This is a genomic window from Anaerorudis cellulosivorans, from assembly GCF_025943985.1.
GTDB classification, from domain to species: Bacteria; Bacteroidota; Bacteroidia; order Bacteroidales; family Dysgonomonadaceae; genus Anaerorudis; species Anaerorudis cellulosivorans.
This window is the reverse complement of sequence record NZ_JAPCWE010000003.1, coordinates 172,366-189,706: the sequence shown is the minus strand read 5'-3', so window position 1 is coordinate 189,706 and position 17,341 is coordinate 172,366. Positions and strand designations below refer to the sequence as shown.

Sequence of the window (17,341 nt, the reverse complement as noted above, 5' to 3'; positions counted from 1 at the left end):
TAAGAAAAAGGTTCTTATGTCGGCGGCGTTTGTCTTTGCCGCTGTTTCATCCGCCTTTGCACAAGGCAACGGAATCGGTGGCATCACCGAAGCTACTAACATGGTAACCAGTTATTTTGACCCCGGAACTAAGCTGATCTACGCGATTGGGGCCGTCGTCGGCTTGATTGGGGGTATCAAGGTATATAACAAGTTCAGCTCAGGCGATCCGGACACCTCGAAAACCGCCGCCAGTTGGTTCGGAGCCTGTATATTCCTTATCGTGGCGGCGACCATCCTGCGCTCTTTCTTCCTTTAATCACTACTCCCAGAATTGGCAATATGGAGTACAATATAAATAAAGGGATAGGCAAGAGCGTGGAATTTAAGGGTTTAAAGGCGCAATACCTGTTTATTTTTGCCGGTGGCCTGTTGTCTGTTTTCGTGCTGTTCGTGATTCTTTACATGATCGGCATAGACCAATGGATATGTATAGGCTTCGGCGTAATAGCCGCATCGGTACTGGTATGGCTGACTTTCGACCTGAACCGGAAATACGGTGAGAACGGGTTAATGAAAATCATGGCCAAACGCCAGCATCCCCGCTACCTGATAAACCGCAAAATTCCATACCGCTTATTCCGCAAAAAGAAAAAAGCGCTATGAGGAATATAATGAAAGCATCCACGATAGAGAGCAAATTTCCGCTACTGGCTGTCGAACACGGATGTATAATAAGTAAAGACGCGGATATAACGGTAGCCTTTCGTGTCGATCTGCCGGAGCTTTTTACCGTAACCTCGGCTGAGTATGAAGCCATACACGCCGCATGGGTAAAGGCCGTAAAGGTACTGCCGGATTACAGTATCGTACATAAGGCCGACTGGTTCGTCAGCGAAAAATATCGTCCCGATACGGGCGACGGGGATATGAGTTTCCTCTCACGCAGCTATGAACGGCACTTTAACGAACGTCCATTCTTAAACCACTCCTGCTACCTGTTCCTTACCAAAACGACAAAGGAGCGGATGCGGATGCAGAGTAACTTTTCCTCCCTCTGCCGGGGCAACATTATCCCTAAAGAGGTAGATAAAGAAACGGCTGTGAAATTCTTGGAATCTGTCGGCCAGTTTGAAAGGATTGTAAACGATTCGGGATTTATCACCCTGACCCGTCTTACGGACGATGAGATAACGGGGACGGCAGATAGCGCGGGGCTGATTGAAAAGTATTTTACCCTGTCGCCGGAAGATACCACGACACTGGAAGATTTGGAATTGGGAGCGGATGGCTTGCGCATCGGCGATAAACGGGTATGCCTGCATACCTTGTCCGATGCGGAAGATTTGCCGGGACGGGTGGGAACAAGCATCCGCTACGAAAAATTATCCACCGACCGGAGCGATTGCCTTTTGTCTTTCGCTTCTCCCGTCGGGCTGTTGCTCTCCTGCGACCACATTTATAATCAGTATTTATTTCTGGACGATAGTGCCGAAAACCTGCGGAAGTTTGAAAAACAAGCCCGCAATATGCAGTCGCTATCCCGCTATTCACGCGAAAATCAGATAAACAAAGAGTGGGTCGATCATTACCTGAACGAAGCCCATTCTTACGGGCTGACCTCTATCCGGGCACATTTTAACGTGGTTGCATGGAGTGAAGATACGGACAAGTTGCAACACATCCGCAACGATGTCGGCTCACAGCTTGCGCTTATGGAGTGCCGCCCACGCCATAACACAGTGGATGCCGCAACGCTTTATTGGGCGGGTATGCCCGGCAACGCGGGGGATTTTCCGGCAGAGGAATCGTTCTACACGTTTATCGAACCTGCGCTCTGTCTCTTCACAGAGGAAACCAATTATAAAGATTCGCCAAGTCCTTTCGGTATCAAGATGTGTGACCGGGTGAGTGGTAAGCCGCTGCACCTGGATATATCCGACCTGCCGATGAAAAAGGGAATTATCACGAACCGAAATAAATTCGTGTTAGGCCCCAGCGGAAGCGGCAAGAGCTTCTTTATGAACCACATGGTGCGCCAATATTACGAACAAGGCTCCCATGTCGTATTGGTCGATACGGGAAACAGCTATCAGGGATTGTGCGAACTGATCCGGCGTAAGACCAAAGGACAGGACGGTATCTATTTTACATATACCGAAAAATCCCCGATTTCTTTTAATCCGTTTTTCACGGACGATTACGTGTTTGAAACGGAAAAAATGGACAGTATTGTTACGCTGCTTATGACCTTGTGGAAAAGTGCGGATGAAAAAGCGGGCAAGACCGAGAGCGGGGAATTAGGAAATGCCGTTTCGGGTTATATCCACCGTATTCAGGAAGACCGTTCCATAACGCCCTGTTTCAACACATTCTATGAGTATCTGAAAAACGATTTCAGGGAAGAACTCAACAACAGGGAAATTCCGGTTGAAAAAGAAGATTTCAACATTTCCAATCTTCTGACCACACTGCGCCCCTACTATAAAGGTGGGCGGTACGATTTCCTGTTGAACTCCGCAGATGAGTTGGACTTGCTTTCTAAACGGTTCATTGTCTTTGAAATAGACGCGATAAAGGATAATAAAGAACTCTTTCCGGTGGTCACAATCATCATCATGGAATCCTTCATAAATAAGATGCGCAGACTGAAAGGTGTCCGAAAACAACTGATTGTGGAAGAAGCGTGGAAAGCTCTTTCGTCGGCAAATATGGCTGAATATCTGCGCTATATGTACAAGACGGTGCGTAAATATTTCGGTGAGGCCATCGTGGTCACGCAGGAGGTCGATGATATTATTTCTTCGCCTGTGGTGAAAGAGAGTATCATCAATAACTCGGACTGTAAGATCCTGCTCGACCAGCGTAAATTCATGAACCGCTTCGATGCTATCCAATCACTGCTCGGACTGACCGACAAAGAGCGTTCACAGATACTTTCTATCAATATGTCCAACCATCCCGGTAGGCTTTATAAAGAGGTCTGGATTGGCCTGGGCGGTGTAAAAAGTGCTGTTTATGCCACCGAAGTTTCGATGTCGGAGTACCTGACCTATACGACCGAGGAATCGGAGAAAATGGAAGTGATGGCGCTGGCTGAAAAGTTGGGCGGCGATATTGAACTGGCTATCAAACAGCTTGCTGAAAGTAAAACTGAAAAATAGCTGAAGCCATGTACAAAAGAAACAGGAGTACGTCCGATCCGTTGAAATGCCAACAGTATTTTCTGTTGGAAGATATAAGGGGGAAATGGGTAAGCTGTGGCGGGGACAGTAGCCGGATGCCGGAGGTGCATATTTATCGCACAGGAGTTTATCATCACCGAATCAAATTCTCTTATGATCCCAATACGGTTTTCAACTGTCCCTTATGGCATCGGTGGGGCGTTACCTTTTTCTACCTGTACGGACGCATCCAGCTAAGATACGATGCTGAAAGAGACTTACTGAGCCTTTCGGACTATGGCGACTATTACAGGGTAGAGGATTCGTTGCTTTAGGGCTATTCCTCTCCCTTTCAAAGAAGTATTAAACAAATAAAAAAGTAAAGAAATGAAACGATTGATTTTAATAATGTGTGTTGCCGTTTTCGGCTTCACATTTCAGGCGAAAGCGCAATGGGCGGTTCTTGACCCGTCCAATCTGGTGCAGAACATTCAGCAGGTGGTAAAATCATCTTCCACTGTCAGTAACCTTGTCAGCAATGTCAAAGAAACTGTAAAAATCTATGAGCAGGGTAAGCAGTACTATGATGCGCTTAAATCGGTCAATAACCTGATTAAAGATGCCCGCAAAGTAAAGTTGACTATCGAAATGATCAGCGAGATCACTAATATGTATTCAGGCGGGTTCAACAGAATGGTGTCCGATCCCAATTTCAGTGTGAGCGAACTGGAAGCTATCGCCCTGGGTTATGCCAAACTGCTGGAAGAAGGCGGGGCTTTGGTTACGGAACTGAAAACGATAGTTACTCCCGGTAACGGACTTTCACTATCGGATAAGGAACGAATGGATGCGATAGACCAGATTTACACCAAGATGGTCGATTATCGTAACCTGACCAAGTATTATACCAATAAGAATATCTCCATTTCATTTATCCGAAGCCAACAAAAGGGTGATATGGAGAGGGTGCGTTCGCTTTATGGTAAACCATCCGAAAGATATTGGTAAGCCATGATGTTGTTAGCAGTAGATTTTGAAAACCTGCATCAGATTCTCCGGAATCTGTATCAGGATATGATGCCCCTTTGTGCCGACATGATCGGTGTCGCCAAAGGGGTGGCCGGACTCGGCGCATTGTTCTACGTGGCTTACCGTGTATGGAAATCGCTGGCGAGCGCCGAACCTATCGACGTGTTTCCGCTCTTGCGGCCTTTTGCGATTGGACTGTGTATTATGTTCTTTCCGACTATCGTGCTGGGTACAATCAATGCCGTTATGTCGCCCGTAGTAACGGGAGCGCACGGTATTTTGGAAAGCCAGATAGAAAACGTGGAAGGATTGCAGCAACAACGGGATGCGTTGGAATATGAAGCACGGGTACGTGAGGGAAAAGAATGGCTTGTCAATGATGAAGTGTATGAGGAAAAATTCAGCGATCTGGGCATTACGCAGATTGGCACAATGGTGTCGATGTGGTGGGAACACACATGGTACAATATAAAGATGTGGTTTCGCCAGCTTGTAAGTGATTTCTTTGAGTTGCTTTATAACGCCGCCGGACTGACCATTGATACCTTGCGTACCTTCTTTCTGGTCGTCCTCGCCATATTGGGGCCACTCTCTTTTGCCCTCTCCATTTACGATGGTTTCCAATCCACACTGACCAACTGGATTTCCCGGTATATCAGTGTATACCTGTGGCTACCCGTGGCGGACATCTTTTCGGCGGTACTCTCCAAAATTCAGACTTTGATGCTTCAGGCGGATATTGTAGCCCTGCAAGACCCGTCCTATATACCGGACGGAAGTAATGGCGTGTATATCATATTTCTCATCATCGGTATTATAGGCTATTTCAGTGTACCGACCGTAGCCGAATGGATTATCCAGTCGGGTGGCGGAGCAAGCGGAGCGATGGGCGGTATTGCCCGTGCCGGAGCATTTACAGCAGGTGTAGGCGGTGCAGTTGCCGGAAACCTGATGGGTAGAGCTACAGGCGGAGGCAGCAAATCGTCCGGCGGTTCATCCGGTGGAGGAAGCGGTGGTAGTGGCGGCGACTCACCCAACGGACAGAATTTAGCAACACAGGGAGGCAACGGCCCTACGCCGTAAACCGTTTGATTTATCAATTTAATCATTAAAAATATGGAGTTTAAATCATTAAAAAATATAGAAAGCAGTTTCAAGCAGATACGGATGTTCGGTATCGTCTTTCTCTGCTTATGTGCGATAGTGGCGGTTTTCAGCGTAATCAAGTCTTATCAGTTCGCAGAAGCCCAGCGGCAGAAAATTTACATTCTTGATGAGGGTAAATCTCTTATGCTGGCGCTCTCGCAAGACCTTTCGCAGAACCGTCCCGTTGAGGCAAAAGAACATATAAAAAGGTTTCATGAACTCTTTTTTACGCTCTCGCCCGATCGTTCGGCTATCGAATCCAATATCAATAGAGCACTCTTTCTGGTTGATAAGAGCGCTTTCCGCTACTATCAGGATATGCAGGAGAAGGGGTATTATAACCGCATTGTGTCGGGCAATATTAACCAGACCATTCAGGTGGATAGCGTGACGATTGATTTTAATGCTTATCCCTACCGTGCCATGACTTATGCCCGGCAAATGATTATCCGGGAGAGTAACATCACGGAACGCTCTCTGGTTACCCGGTGCAACCTTATCAACTCGGTAAGGAGTGATAACAACCCTCACGGTTTCGCGATGGAGAAATTTGAAATAATCGAAAACCGCGACCTGCGGACATTAGCACGGTAATATCATGGCAAAGAAAAAGGAACGGATAACCCCCTTTGAATGGCTTGGAGATCGCCTCCGCTATGCGTGCGGATCGCTCAGTAAGGATGCCCGGATATTGATAACCATTTTCATGGTTCTGGCACTTAGCGGGCTGTCGATCTACTTTACCATTTCCTCCATTTACCATATCGGTAAGGGAAACGGCGAAAGGATGCAGATTCAGCATATCGAGAGCTTGGAACTGGAACTCCGGCAAAAGCAATCGCAGTTGGACAGTGTAAAACAAATAAACGAATTTAATTATGAGTACAGAGAATTTGAATCAGAATAAAGAAAAGCCTGTTGAGGGGAAAGGGAAAGAGAAAAAAGAACTCACTCCACAGGAATTGCAGAAGCGTAAGAAGATGATCATCTTCCCGCTGCTGTTCCTGCTGTTTGCCGGGTCGATGTGGCTCATCTTTGCCCCGTCAGGGGAGAAAGGCGAAGAACAAAAGGACGGTTTCAACACCGACCTGCCTACACCTAAAGAGAGTGGTATCATATCGGATAAACGCGAAGCCTACGTACAGGATGCGATGCAGAGTAAACAACAGGAAAAGATGCGTTCCTTACAGGATTTCGCCTTTAGCCTGGGCGAAGAAAACGATACCGAAAGAGAGCAGGTGAAAATAACGCCCCAATCGCCGGATTATTACGAAGAACCGCAGTCAGGTAATAGGTCGTCTTCCCGGAGCGGTAATGCTTTTCAGAGTTCAAACAACGCCTATCAGGATGCGAACCGGAGCCTCGACAGTTTCTATGAAGAACCTGCCACGAAACCGGACGAACAGGCGCAGCTTGCTTTGGAATCACGCATACAGGAATTGGAACAGAGGCTGATAAATGAACAGGTACGTAAGTCCGAAGAAGAAGAACAACTGGCGATGATCGAAAAATCTTACGCTATTGCCGCCCGCTACATGGGTGGAGGTGAACAATCTTCTACAGAGAAAGTCCCTGCGGTGAATAGGACAAATGGTAAGGTAGCCGTACAACCCGTTACACAGATACGCCACAATGTGGTATCGCTACTGACCGCACCGATGCCGGATTCCGTTTTTCTGGAAGAATTTGTCAAACCCCGGAATTGGGGATTTAATACGGTGGCAGGTGCCGAAGAAGTGAAAGACAAAAACAGCATCCGGGCATGTGTATATCAGACGGTAACGATTACCGACGGGCAGGAAGTGGGCTTGCGACTGTTGGAACCGATGATGGCAGGCAATTACTTTATCCCTAAAAATACGGTGGTAACAGGCTCGGCACGTATCACAGGCGAAAGGATGGGTATTACCATTAATGCTATCCAACACGCCGAAAATGTTATCCCCGTTGAACTTCTTGTCTATGATTTGGACGGCGGGCAGGGTATTTCCGTGCCAGGGTCAGAGGAAATAAACGCAGTCAAGGAGATAGCCGCCAATATGGGGTCAGGCATGGGCAGCAGTATCACGATAACGGATGATGCCGGATCGCAACTGCTGGCCGACTTGGGACGGAGCGCTATTCAGGGAGCATCGCAGTATGTCAGCAAAAAGATGCGGACAGTAAAAATAACGCTCAAAGCGGGTTATCAAGTACTGCTGCTTCCCCCAATGAAATAGCATAAATAACAAAACAGCCTGCGGCTGCCACTAAAATTCCATTTTATAAACACTAAAAAAAACAAGTAATGAAAAAGATTTTTTTGATGTTCGCTTTCGTAGCGACAGTCTTTGCGGCTAACGCTCAGGAAACCGTAGTTCCCACCAACCCCTCGACGGGTGATTATTTCGACGGACTTACCCTTCCACTTACATTCAATAGAATGATACCGCCCCATGCACTGGAGGTGACGTTCTCCAAGACGGTGCATATCATCTTCCCATCCGCAATCCGCTATGTAGATTTGGGATCGGCAGATATTCTCGCGGCAAAAGCCGACGGTACGGAGAACGTCCTGCGCGTGAAAGCCGCCTTGCGTGATTTCAGCCGGGAGAGCAATCTGGCTGTCATTACTGAAGACGGAGCGTACTATACTTTTAATGTGAAGTATGCAGACGAACCGGTCAAACTCTCTGTTGAGATGACCGATTTTATCCATGACGGCGAAGCAACGAACAGGCCGAATAATGCACTGGATATCTATATGCACGAACTTGGTCAGGAATCGCCACTCCTTGTCAAACTGATAATGAAGTCTATCTATAAGAACAACGATAGGGAAATCAAACACATCGGCAGTAAGCGTTTCGGTATCCAGTACCTACTCAAAGGAATTTACTCGCACAATGGGTTACTGTATTTTCATCTGCAACTGAAAAACTCGTCCAACGTGCCTTTTGATGTGGACTACATTACGTTCAAAATTGTGGATAAAAAGGTGGCGAAGCGCACCGCCATTCAGGAGCAGGTTATCTGGCCGCTCAGGGCACACAACAATGTAACGTTTATCGGCGGTAAAAAGAGTGAACGCACCATATTTACCCTGCCGAAATTCACTATCCCGGACGACAAGCACCTCGTTATCGAGCTTCATGAGAAAGAAGGCGGACGGCATCAGACCTTTACGGTAGAGAATGCCGATTTGGTACGGGCGAAGGTTATTAACGAACTAAAAACGAAGTAATATGAAAAATGCAAGTAAGAGAGAGCAGAAGCAAAACTTGTTTTGTATTCTGCCGAACGTGAGTATTTTATCCAAAAGGGCTGTGTTTTTTATCGTAGCGGCGCTGTGTCTTGTCATGGGTGGCGAGGCACACGCCCAACGCGCCCTGAAGGGGATGCGTGGTTTGGAACTTCGGGGTGGTATGGTGGATGGTTTTCATTCATCGGACAATCGCAACGAATTAGGGTACTACTTCGGGATTGCCATGACGACATACGCTAAGAATGCCAATAAATGGGTATTCGGGGCGGAGTACCTGAACCGCTACTATCCTTATAAGGACGGGCGTATCCCTATGGCACAGTTTACCGGAGAGGGCGGTTATTATTACAAGTTTCTCTCCGATGGTTCAAAGACCTTCTTTTTCTCTATCGGTGCATCGGCACTGGCTGGGTACGAAACAGTAAATTGGGGCGATAAACTACTCCATGACGGTTCTACCATTCAAAATAAAGACGCTTTCCTGTATGGTGGAGCAATTACGTTGGAAGTGGAAGCCTACCTGACGGATAGGGTTATTCTACTCCTGACGGGGCGTGAGCGCATCCTCTGGGACACTTCCAGCGGGCACTTCCACACGCAGTTTGGTATCGGACTGAAATTCATGATTAATTAACCATGAATACAGACGAGTGGTACACTCCACCGGAAATAATTCGTTCCCTCGGCGATTTTGATTTAGATCCGGCGACCTCTCTGACGGCGCTTAATCTAAATCATTCGGCGGAACGGTTTTATACAGAGAAAGAAAATGGTTTGCAGCAAGCATGGGCAGGTCGTATATGGCTCAACCCTCCGTATTCTAACCCTCTTATAGTAAAATTTCTTGCGAAAATGGCAGTGCATAACAACGGTATGGCACTCGTTTTCGCAAAGATAGAAGCAAAATGGTTTCACGATACGGTACTGTATAATGCGGGTGCAGCTAAATTTCTGTACGACAGGATTCGGTTTTTACGACCTGATGGAACACCGGGGACACAACCACGAAATGGTTCTATGCTTCTGGCATACGGTAGGGAAAACATAGAAATCCTGTATAATAATCCCCTCAAAGGGAAATTTGTATTACTATAAAATGAAATAAAAATGAAAAAGACAACATTCAAAAGGGCGCTTGCGCTCACGGCATGGATGGCAGCTATTATATTAATATTAGTCGCCTGTGATGATAAATTGGACGTAAAACAGGTGTATAGTTTCGATTTGGCAACGATGCCCGTTCAGAAACGGATTACCGAAGGTGAAACTGTTGAAATAAGATGTCAGATAGTCAGGGAAGGCAATTACAGCGAAACAACGTTCAAAATTCGCTATTTCCAACCTGACGGGAATGGTGAATTAAGGTTGGATGACGGCACGGTATTTCTGCCGAATGACCTGTATCCATTGGACAGGACGACTTTCCGGCTTTATTATACCTCACAAAGCACGGATCAGCAGGTTATTGACGTGTATATCGAAGATTCATTCGGGCAGATGGTTCAAAAAACATTCAGTTGGCAAAACGCCAAAGGGGATGATGAACCGGAGGAAGAATAGTCCGGCTAAATAGAACAAGTAAAGTACCCGGAGCAATTCGGGTACTTACTTTAAATTACAGATTGACTATGAAATACCTAACAATGTTCTTTGCCGTTTTGCTGTATTTACCTGCATCGGGACAAGCGTTTGATTCTCTAAACAGAAAAACGGAAATAAAAAAATGTATGAAACCCGTCTATTCTATAAATGAGTTCTGCCGGATAGCAGATTCTTTGCAAATGTCGATTGACGAATTATGCGACTATCCCGTCATCTTCCCAATTAAAGAACCAGAGCGTATTTCATCGGGGTTTGAGATGCGTTATCACCCCATTTATAGGATAAGGAAATTTCATACAGGGATTGATATTCCAAAAACTAAAGGTACTCCTGTGTATGCCACCGGAAACGGTATTGTAACCAGCAAAGGCTACAATTCAGGTTACGGATATTATATAGAGATTGAACACGCAGGTAGTTTCCGGTCATTCTATGCACATTTAAGCAAAACGATGGTGACCGTAAGTGATTCGGTAAGTATTACCCAACAAATAGCTTGTGTGGGTAATACTGGGGCAACAACAGGTAGCCACTTACATTATGAAATTAGGAAAGGTAAACGCTTTCTGAACCCAATTGGGTGGTGTGGTTGCTTATTTGGTATGTTGAATAATAAACAGAATTTATTTCGGTTCAAGCAAGCTATTAATGAGTAGTAGCCAAATTCCAAATGCAAATAAGCAACTTTAGGCAACTTGTTGAAAAACACCTGTCAAGCGATTTTGTCAGGTGCTTTTTTCTGGGTATCTTTGCGTGTTGAGTTTTAATATATAGTCAATGATAGGAATGTACAACAGATACATAAGTGATTATCCAAATCAAGTTCATCAACTGAACTTCTCCATCCTGCAAAACTATCATATTTTAAAGAATGGAGATATTAAATATCAGGCGAAAAAATTTGATGTAAACTGGAAAAACTACGAAAAAACGGGAAAAAGACATATTGTCAATTTCTTAATTAGAGATCATTTCAGTGGTTGCTTCTATGCTGAAATATTTCCAATAGATGAAGTTCCAACTATTGTTGATTTTCTCTATAATGCATGGAGAGAAAAAACAAATTTCGAGTTTTGTGGTATCCCTAAAACTCTGATTCTTGGAAGACATGTGGTAGAACGCTTTCCTATGATTTATAATTTGGAACCAAATGCAGGTGTCAATATCGAATTAGCTACAAATGGATTTGCAACAGGCATTCGTTCCTTAAAAGATTGGGAGAACAATATCGCATATTATTCATATTATGAGAACTACAAAAACATTAGTGGCTTCCAAGCTAATGTCGAAATAATTTGCCGGGACTTAAATCTCCGAAATAGCGGCAAGTCCGAACCTAATCTATTGAAATGGGTTAATAATCAGCCTAAAGGAAAGTTGGTAAATGACCAAGCTGAGTTTGAAAGACTCTTTGAATCACAAAAATAGCAACAAAATTATGTCTCAAGCAAATTCAAAATCATATCTACAAGGTTCCTTGTTTGAAGAAGATTATCTGATAAGGACTTTAGGCGCTTTAGTTCATTTCCCTGAGATTGCATTAACAGAACTCGTTGCCAATGCATGGGATGCAGGAGCAACAATGGTTGATATATTTATCCCTGAAGATTATGACCAAAAATTGACGGTTGAAGACAACGGAACCGGATTGACTAAAGAGCAGTTTGAACAACGATGGATGAAACTTGGGTATAATCGAATAAAGCATCAAGGTAAAAATGTTCTGTTTCCTCCAAATGTTGAGGGTAAAAGGTTGGCCTATGGTAGAAACGGAGTTGGTCGTCATGGGTTACTTTGTTTTGATAAAGAATATACTGTAATTACTAACTCAGGCGGAAATAAATCAACTTTTGTTATTACCACGCAAGATGAGAATCAGCCTTTCGTTATTAAAGAGGCCTCGTATGATAAATCCACCACTTACGGGACAAGATTAGAGGTAATTGTTACTAAAAATCTACCCAAACCAGATAAAATTTTAGAGATTATTTCTGCAAGATTTTTGCACGACCCTAAATTCAAAGTATCAATAAACAAGCAAACCGTCCAACTGGAGCAACATTCAGGACTAATAGATACGACAGAACTGAAAATAGATAATATAACGTTGGTCGCCCATTTTATAGATTCACAAAAATCCGCAAGGTCAACAATTTATCAAGGCATTGCGTTCTGGCAGAGTAATAGACTTGTAGGAGAACCTTCCTGGATTTTAGGAAATGAAGTTGTTATTGATGGAAGAACAAAATTCGCCAAACGCTATACTGTGGTTATCCAAACGGATGATTTAGCCGATTATATTTTTGAGGATTGGACTGGGTTTAAAAGAGTTGAGATGATGGATAAGGTTTACAAAGAAGTTATTTCTTATGTAAACAAGATGTTTTCTGAGATTGCAAAAGAGACAATAGAAGAAACTAAAGAGCAAATTAAAAGCGATTTTCGTTCAGAATTTTCTCAATTAACACCTTTGGCTAAATATGAAATCAACGAAGCGATTGAAAGCATGACAATAGCACACCCAACAGCAAAACCGGAATCTATTTCTTTAGCTGTAGAAACAATTATCAATCTTGAAAAAACGAGGTCTGGGCAAGAGTTGTTACTCAAACTTTCCACTCTATCGGAAGATGATATTGTTGGGTTGAATACATTGCTTGAAAAATGGTCTGTAAGAGATGCTTTAAGTGTATTGGATGAAATAGATAGGAGAATCACAGTAATTGAAGCTATACGCAAACTATCCAAAGATAAAGATGTTGATGAGTTACATGTATTGCATCCTTTAGTTACCGGAGCAAGGTGGTTATTCGGGCCGGAATATGAATCTGCGGAATATTCATCTAACAGACAATTACAAACAGCAGTTGAAGTTGTATTTAAAAAGAAAATAAGCAAAGAGGTTTTTAGAAACCACAAAAAACGCCCTGACATTGTTCTGTTGAACGATTCTACCGCTTCAATAACCGGGATAGAAACCTTTGACAAAGAGTCTAATTTAGCGACAGTCAATAAAATACTTGTTATTGAGCTCAAACGAGGTGGGTTTAAGTTATCAAGAGAAGAAAGGAATCAAGCGCAAGGATATGTAGAGGATTTTATGAACTGTGGGCAATTAATAGGAACCCCATACATTGAAGCATTTGTTGTCGGAGAATCTTTTCAAGAAAAAGTTCAACCTATTTCGACCGTCAAGAATGACAATAACGTAGAACTTGGCAAAATCCGTATAACTACTTTCAGCCAATTAGTGGATACCGCTGAAAAAAGACTGTTTGGTCTTAGGAAAAAATTAAGTGATAGATATGATGATATGCCGGGAATGGATTTGTATCGGCAACATGGACAACAGCAATTGAACTTCATTGCCGAGTAATAATAAATATTTATTTATTCTATCCCGTTCGTTTAGCTTATCACAGAAAGAGCGACAGGCAATTTTTCGCCTGTCGCTCTTTCTATAATCTGTAATCCGTCTGGATAAGTATTTTTTGTCAGCAAATCTTTTGATTTTAAGGGGGCTATAAATACCCAGACCGGATGAGATACAAAGACCGGAATATGATATATTTAGGAAAAAGATGTATCTTTGTAGTATGGCATGGGACAATATGACAATATAACTCCTGTGTCTGGAGTGTAGGAAAGAACAACATATAAGGGGCTTTAGAAAACAGCCAATTTACAGAAGTCCACCCGAATATGATAGTTTCTCTTTCTGCCTGATTGTGTATATGTGTAAAATCATATATCGAAAGGGCGTAAGGTTATGAACTATCAGTGGGCGGGCGCTTGGCTGTGCCTCTAAAGCCGATGTGTTTGTAATTCTTGCGCCTGTTTTCGTTTAATGATTTTAAGATTACGAACATGAGTACATCCGAAGAAGTTTCAAAAAAGAGTTGTGGCGGGCTAACCCGCTCGGAAGTAGCAAACTTGTTGCAACCTATCATTAAGTTGCATAACATTGAGGTAAAAGATGATCGCTTTGAATTTCCATGCGTTTATGCTTCTGCCGGAGTACCTGAATCCGAATTGTCGAATGATACGGAAACGACGGTTATACTTTTTGAGCATATTACTTCCATATCGCCTTTTAAGGTTCGTTTTGAAGTCTTATTGCAATGTGGCGAACTCTATGTCTTTTCCACAACGGACAGCACCAGAACACATATAAACACATATGGCGGGGATGAAAATATAAAATTAGAAAAACCGACCACAGCACAGGATATAGCTGGGAATATTTGGGACGGATTGGAGAAAACACTGGCTTCCGGAAAGAAATAGAGCTGAATAAGCATAGTCTGATAACTTATTGAAAAACATCTGTCAAGCAATTTTGTCAGGTGTTTTTTTATGGGTATTTTTGCAAGCAGAAAAATATATCAATATGTCAACAGGAGCTAAATTTTTACGAGCAGATTTACATATTCACTCTTATGGTGAATTTGGGTCTTATGATGTGACCGATACAAATATGACCCCACAAGCAATTGTGGATACAGCAATAGAAAAAGGATTAGGGATAATAAGTATAACTGATCATAATGAGATATTTAACTCGAATACTGCAATAACTTATGCAGAGGGGAAAAACATATTTGTTATTCCTGGAATAGAAGTTAGCACAACACAAGGGCACTTATTGCTTTATTTTCCCACATTCAATGATTTAAGAAACTTTCATGGAAAACTAACGATAAATCAAGATAAGAAAACTTGCCAAAATGGCATTGTGCAGTGTCTTGATTTTGCTCAACAGCATAATGGTATAGGTGTTCTTGCCCATATAGAACTCGAATCAGGTTTTGAAAAAACAATTGGACGATTTGGCCCTCCGATGGAGGAAATTTTCAAACATAAGAATTTATTGGGATTAGAAATATGTACAAAAGAGAATATTGACCTATATACTGATTCGGATGATGATTCAAGGAAAAGACTTATTGGATTACATAGGGAAGCCTGCGATTATAACGAATCATATAATCTTGCCAAATTACTATCATCTGACGCACATGACCTTAATAGACTTGGTATTAACGCCGAGGGAGGAAAGAAATTGACAAGAATAAAAATAGATGAACTAAACTTTCATTCTTTCAAAATTGCACTTATTAGTAATGAGTCAAGAATTAGGCTTGAAGATTTTATCCCAGAACAAAGACCTGTTATCAAATCTATTAGTATAGAAGGTGGGTTATTGGACAAAGTGAGAATAGACCTAAGTTCGAACTTAACCTGTATTATTGGAGGTAGAGGTGCTGGAAAATCTACACTATTAGAGGCTATTAGAGAATGTTCTGGAAACAAATCAAATGCAAGAGTAGTAGACTCTGACGTGTGGCCGCAAGATATTTCTTTGACGTATGAAGATGAAGCGGGACAGGTGTTAGAGTTCAAACGAGAAAAGTCTGCGGAGAATCTAAATGTAACAGATCCGATTAATGGCATTTCAAAAATTGATGTTGAAAGTTATGGACAAGGTGATACCGCCGAAACATTACAACATAGTGATGCTAATCCTATTATTTTGGTTAATTTTTTAGATTCATTCTTGGATTTAGACTCACTAAAGAGCCAAGATGATGAAATCGTCGTAAATTTACGTGAAAATCAAAGTGAAGCAAGAAAATTGAGACTTGAATTACTAAGTCTTCCTGACACAAAAAAGGCATTATTAAACGAACAAAAAAAATTAGCAAATCTTGAAAAAGAGAAAGCTGGGGAACTGGTAAAATACCAAACAGCATTAATACGAGAAAGGCAATTACGAAAAGGTTTAGTTGATGACTTGAACGCCCTTATTAAAACGTATCGAGAGATATTCAAAGATGACACTACATTTAAAAATTTTGAAAAATTATCTGACGACGAAATCGTTGTAGGGAAGAATTACTTCAAAAAGGTAAAAGAAATTGTTTCGGATTTCTCGAAGATAGTCTCAGAAAAGTCAGGAGAATTGAATATTTCTCTAAATCAGAAAATAGAAGAACTGAAAATTGAACTTGCTAATTGGCAAAAGGAAGAAAAAACAATACAGGACGAAATTGACAAGAAGAAATCTGCTCTTGAAGCACAAGGGATTCCATTTGACTTAGGCAAGATAAATCAAATTTCAAAAGACATCATAGACTTAACAACAAGGGTTCAGAAATTAGAAAATAGCCAGAAGTTATTGAAAGAATTGGAGGCTGCTCGCAAATCACTAATAACAGAAAGAACCGATGTTAAAAATAAAATATATTATCATAGACGAGAGTTCGCAAATACAATAAATGATAATCTTAAAAATACGATTGACGGTCTGTTTATCACCGTTAAATATTCAGAGGGGAAATATTCAGATGAATTTGAAAAACTACTAAAAAATGTTATGGACTGGAGAACCTCTCAGGTTCCCAGAGCATTCATCATTTCGCTCAACTTATCCCCTTTAGAGTTTGTTGGTATATGCAAAAGAAATGATGAAGCAAGATTAAAATTAATTACTGATACCAATGGCAATCGACTTCTTTCCGATCTGGAAATATGCAGCATAATTGAAAAAGTGATGAAAGATTATGTCTATGAAGAATTTGAAGCTCTTGAGTTTGAAGATAGACCGAGTATAACTGTGACTAAAATGTATGCAGATGAACATGGGACTCAACAAAGGCAAACAAAATCAATCTCACAATTATCATTGGGACAACAGCAGTCTATATTGCTGGGTATTTTGCTGTTATCAAAAAGTGATAAACCTCTAATTATCGACCAGCCTGAAGATAACTTAGATAGCGAGTTCATTTTCAAAACAATCGTAATGAATTTGCGAAAAATTAAAGAAGCCAGGCAAGTGATAATTGTTACTCATAATCCAAACATTGCTGTATTAGGAGATGCCGAACTAATAATCCCATTAAAAAGCACAAGCATAAAGTCCCACGTGATGAGTGCGGGGTCAATTGATAGAAAAGAAACAAGGGAAATGTGTTGTGATATTTTAGAAGGTGGCAAAAATGCGTTTAAACAAAGACAAACCATTTATGGCATTTAATGTGGCTTTTTGTTACTTTTTCTCCCGCTCACTCTCTGGCTCATGGAAAAACCTTAGGTTTGCATTGTAATTATTTTATAAACTATAATGAGTGAACCATATGGAAAAAGAGAAATGTAAAGTCTATGTTACTATTTG

18 protein-coding genes are annotated in these 17,341 nt (G+C 42.1%); all 18 read left to right on the top strand.

Annotated features, from left to right (window positions below; genetic code table 11):
- Positions 1–16: 16 nt before the first annotated feature.
- The 18 genes from OLM34_RS02640 (at position 17) to OLM34_RS02555 (ending at position 17,203) form a co-directional block, all read left to right on the top strand.
- Positions 17–298, top strand: coding sequence for a DUF4134 domain-containing protein (locus tag OLM34_RS02640; protein ID WP_264405073.1), 282 nt, complete (start codon positions 17–19; stop codon positions 296–298).
- A 23-nt stretch (positions 299–321) separates the two neighbouring features.
- Positions 322–645, top strand: coding sequence for a DUF4133 domain-containing protein (locus OLM34_RS02635; RefSeq protein WP_264405030.1), 324 nt, complete (start codon positions 322–324; stop codon positions 643–645).
- On the top strand, positions 642–3,143 hold the full coding sequence (locus OLM34_RS02630; RefSeq protein ID WP_264405029.1) for a TraG family conjugative transposon ATPase: 2,502 nt from the start codon (positions 642–644) through the stop codon (positions 3,141–3,143). Before OLM34_RS02635 ends, OLM34_RS02630 begins: the two co-directional genes overlap by 4 nt.
- Positions 3,144–3,151: 8 nt before the next feature.
- Positions 3,152–3,478, top strand: coding sequence for a DUF3876 domain-containing protein (locus OLM34_RS02625; protein ID WP_264405027.1), 327 nt, complete (start codon positions 3,152–3,154; stop codon positions 3,476–3,478).
- Positions 3,479–3,530: 52 nt separating this feature from the next.
- Positions 3,531–4,151, top strand: a complete 621-nt coding sequence (locus tag OLM34_RS02620; RefSeq protein ID WP_264405025.1) for a DUF4141 domain-containing protein — start codon at positions 3,531–3,533, stop codon at positions 4,149–4,151.
- 3 nt (positions 4,152–4,154) lie between these two features.
- Positions 4,155–5,255, top strand: a complete 1,101-nt coding sequence (traJ, locus tag OLM34_RS02615) for a conjugative transposon protein TraJ (RefSeq protein WP_264405023.1) — start codon at positions 4,155–4,157, stop codon at positions 5,253–5,255.
- 33 nt (positions 5,256–5,288) lie between these two features.
- Positions 5,289–5,912 (top strand): conjugative transposon protein TraK, encoded by a 624-nt coding sequence (traK, locus tag OLM34_RS02610; protein ID WP_264405021.1) that lies wholly within the window; start codon positions 5,289–5,291, stop codon positions 5,910–5,912.
- Between the two features lie 4 nt (positions 5,913–5,916).
- Positions 5,917–6,225: a TraL conjugative transposon family protein gene (locus OLM34_RS02605; RefSeq protein ID WP_264405019.1), complete on the top strand. Its 309-nt coding sequence runs from the start codon at positions 5,917–5,919 to the stop codon at positions 6,223–6,225.
- The gene (traM, locus tag OLM34_RS02600; protein WP_264405017.1) at positions 6,197–7,537 is read left to right on the top strand and encodes a conjugative transposon protein TraM; all 1,341 of its coding nucleotides are present in this window, start codon (positions 6,197–6,199) and stop codon (positions 7,535–7,537) included. The genes OLM34_RS02605 and traM overlap by 29 nt, the downstream gene beginning before the upstream one ends.
- Positions 7,538–7,605: 68 nt before the next feature.
- Complete coding sequence (traN, locus tag OLM34_RS02595; RefSeq protein WP_264405015.1) at positions 7,606–8,541, top strand: conjugative transposon protein TraN; 936 nt, start codon at positions 7,606–7,608, stop codon at positions 8,539–8,541.
- Between the two features lie 115 nt (positions 8,542–8,656).
- Complete coding sequence (locus tag OLM34_RS02590) at positions 8,657–9,196, top strand: conjugal transfer protein TraO (RefSeq protein WP_264405070.1); 540 nt, start codon at positions 8,657–8,659, stop codon at positions 9,194–9,196.
- A gap of 2 nt (positions 9,197–9,198) precedes the next feature.
- Positions 9,199–9,657: a phage N-6-adenine-methyltransferase gene (locus OLM34_RS02585; protein ID WP_264405014.1), complete on the top strand. Its 459-nt coding sequence runs from the start codon at positions 9,199–9,201 to the stop codon at positions 9,655–9,657.
- A 12-nt stretch (positions 9,658–9,669) separates the two neighbouring features.
- A complete protein-coding gene (locus OLM34_RS02580; protein ID WP_264405012.1) occupies positions 9,670–10,122 on the top strand; it encodes a DUF3872 domain-containing protein in 453 nt (150 codons plus the stop codon).
- A 68-nt stretch (positions 10,123–10,190) separates the two neighbouring features.
- On the top strand, positions 10,191–10,820 hold the full coding sequence (locus OLM34_RS02575) for a M23 family metallopeptidase (RefSeq protein ID WP_264405010.1): 630 nt from the start codon (positions 10,191–10,193) through the stop codon (positions 10,818–10,820).
- A gap of 121 nt (positions 10,821–10,941) precedes the next feature.
- Positions 10,942–11,592, top strand: a complete 651-nt coding sequence (locus OLM34_RS02570; protein WP_264405009.1) for a hypothetical protein — start codon at positions 10,942–10,944, stop codon at positions 11,590–11,592.
- Positions 11,593–11,602: 10 nt separating this feature from the next.
- Positions 11,603–13,540 (top strand): ATP-binding protein, encoded by a 1,938-nt coding sequence (locus tag OLM34_RS02565; protein ID WP_044216948.1) that lies wholly within the window; start codon positions 11,603–11,605, stop codon positions 13,538–13,540.
- A 491-nt stretch (positions 13,541–14,031) separates the two neighbouring features.
- Positions 14,032–14,451, top strand: a complete 420-nt coding sequence (locus OLM34_RS02560; RefSeq protein WP_006801668.1) for a hypothetical protein — start codon at positions 14,032–14,034, stop codon at positions 14,449–14,451.
- A 103-nt stretch (positions 14,452–14,554) separates the two neighbouring features.
- On the top strand, positions 14,555–17,203 hold the full coding sequence (locus OLM34_RS02555) for a TrlF family AAA-like ATPase (RefSeq protein ID WP_006801669.1): 2,649 nt from the start codon (positions 14,555–14,557) through the stop codon (positions 17,201–17,203).
- Positions 17,204–17,341: the final 138 nt, after the last annotated feature.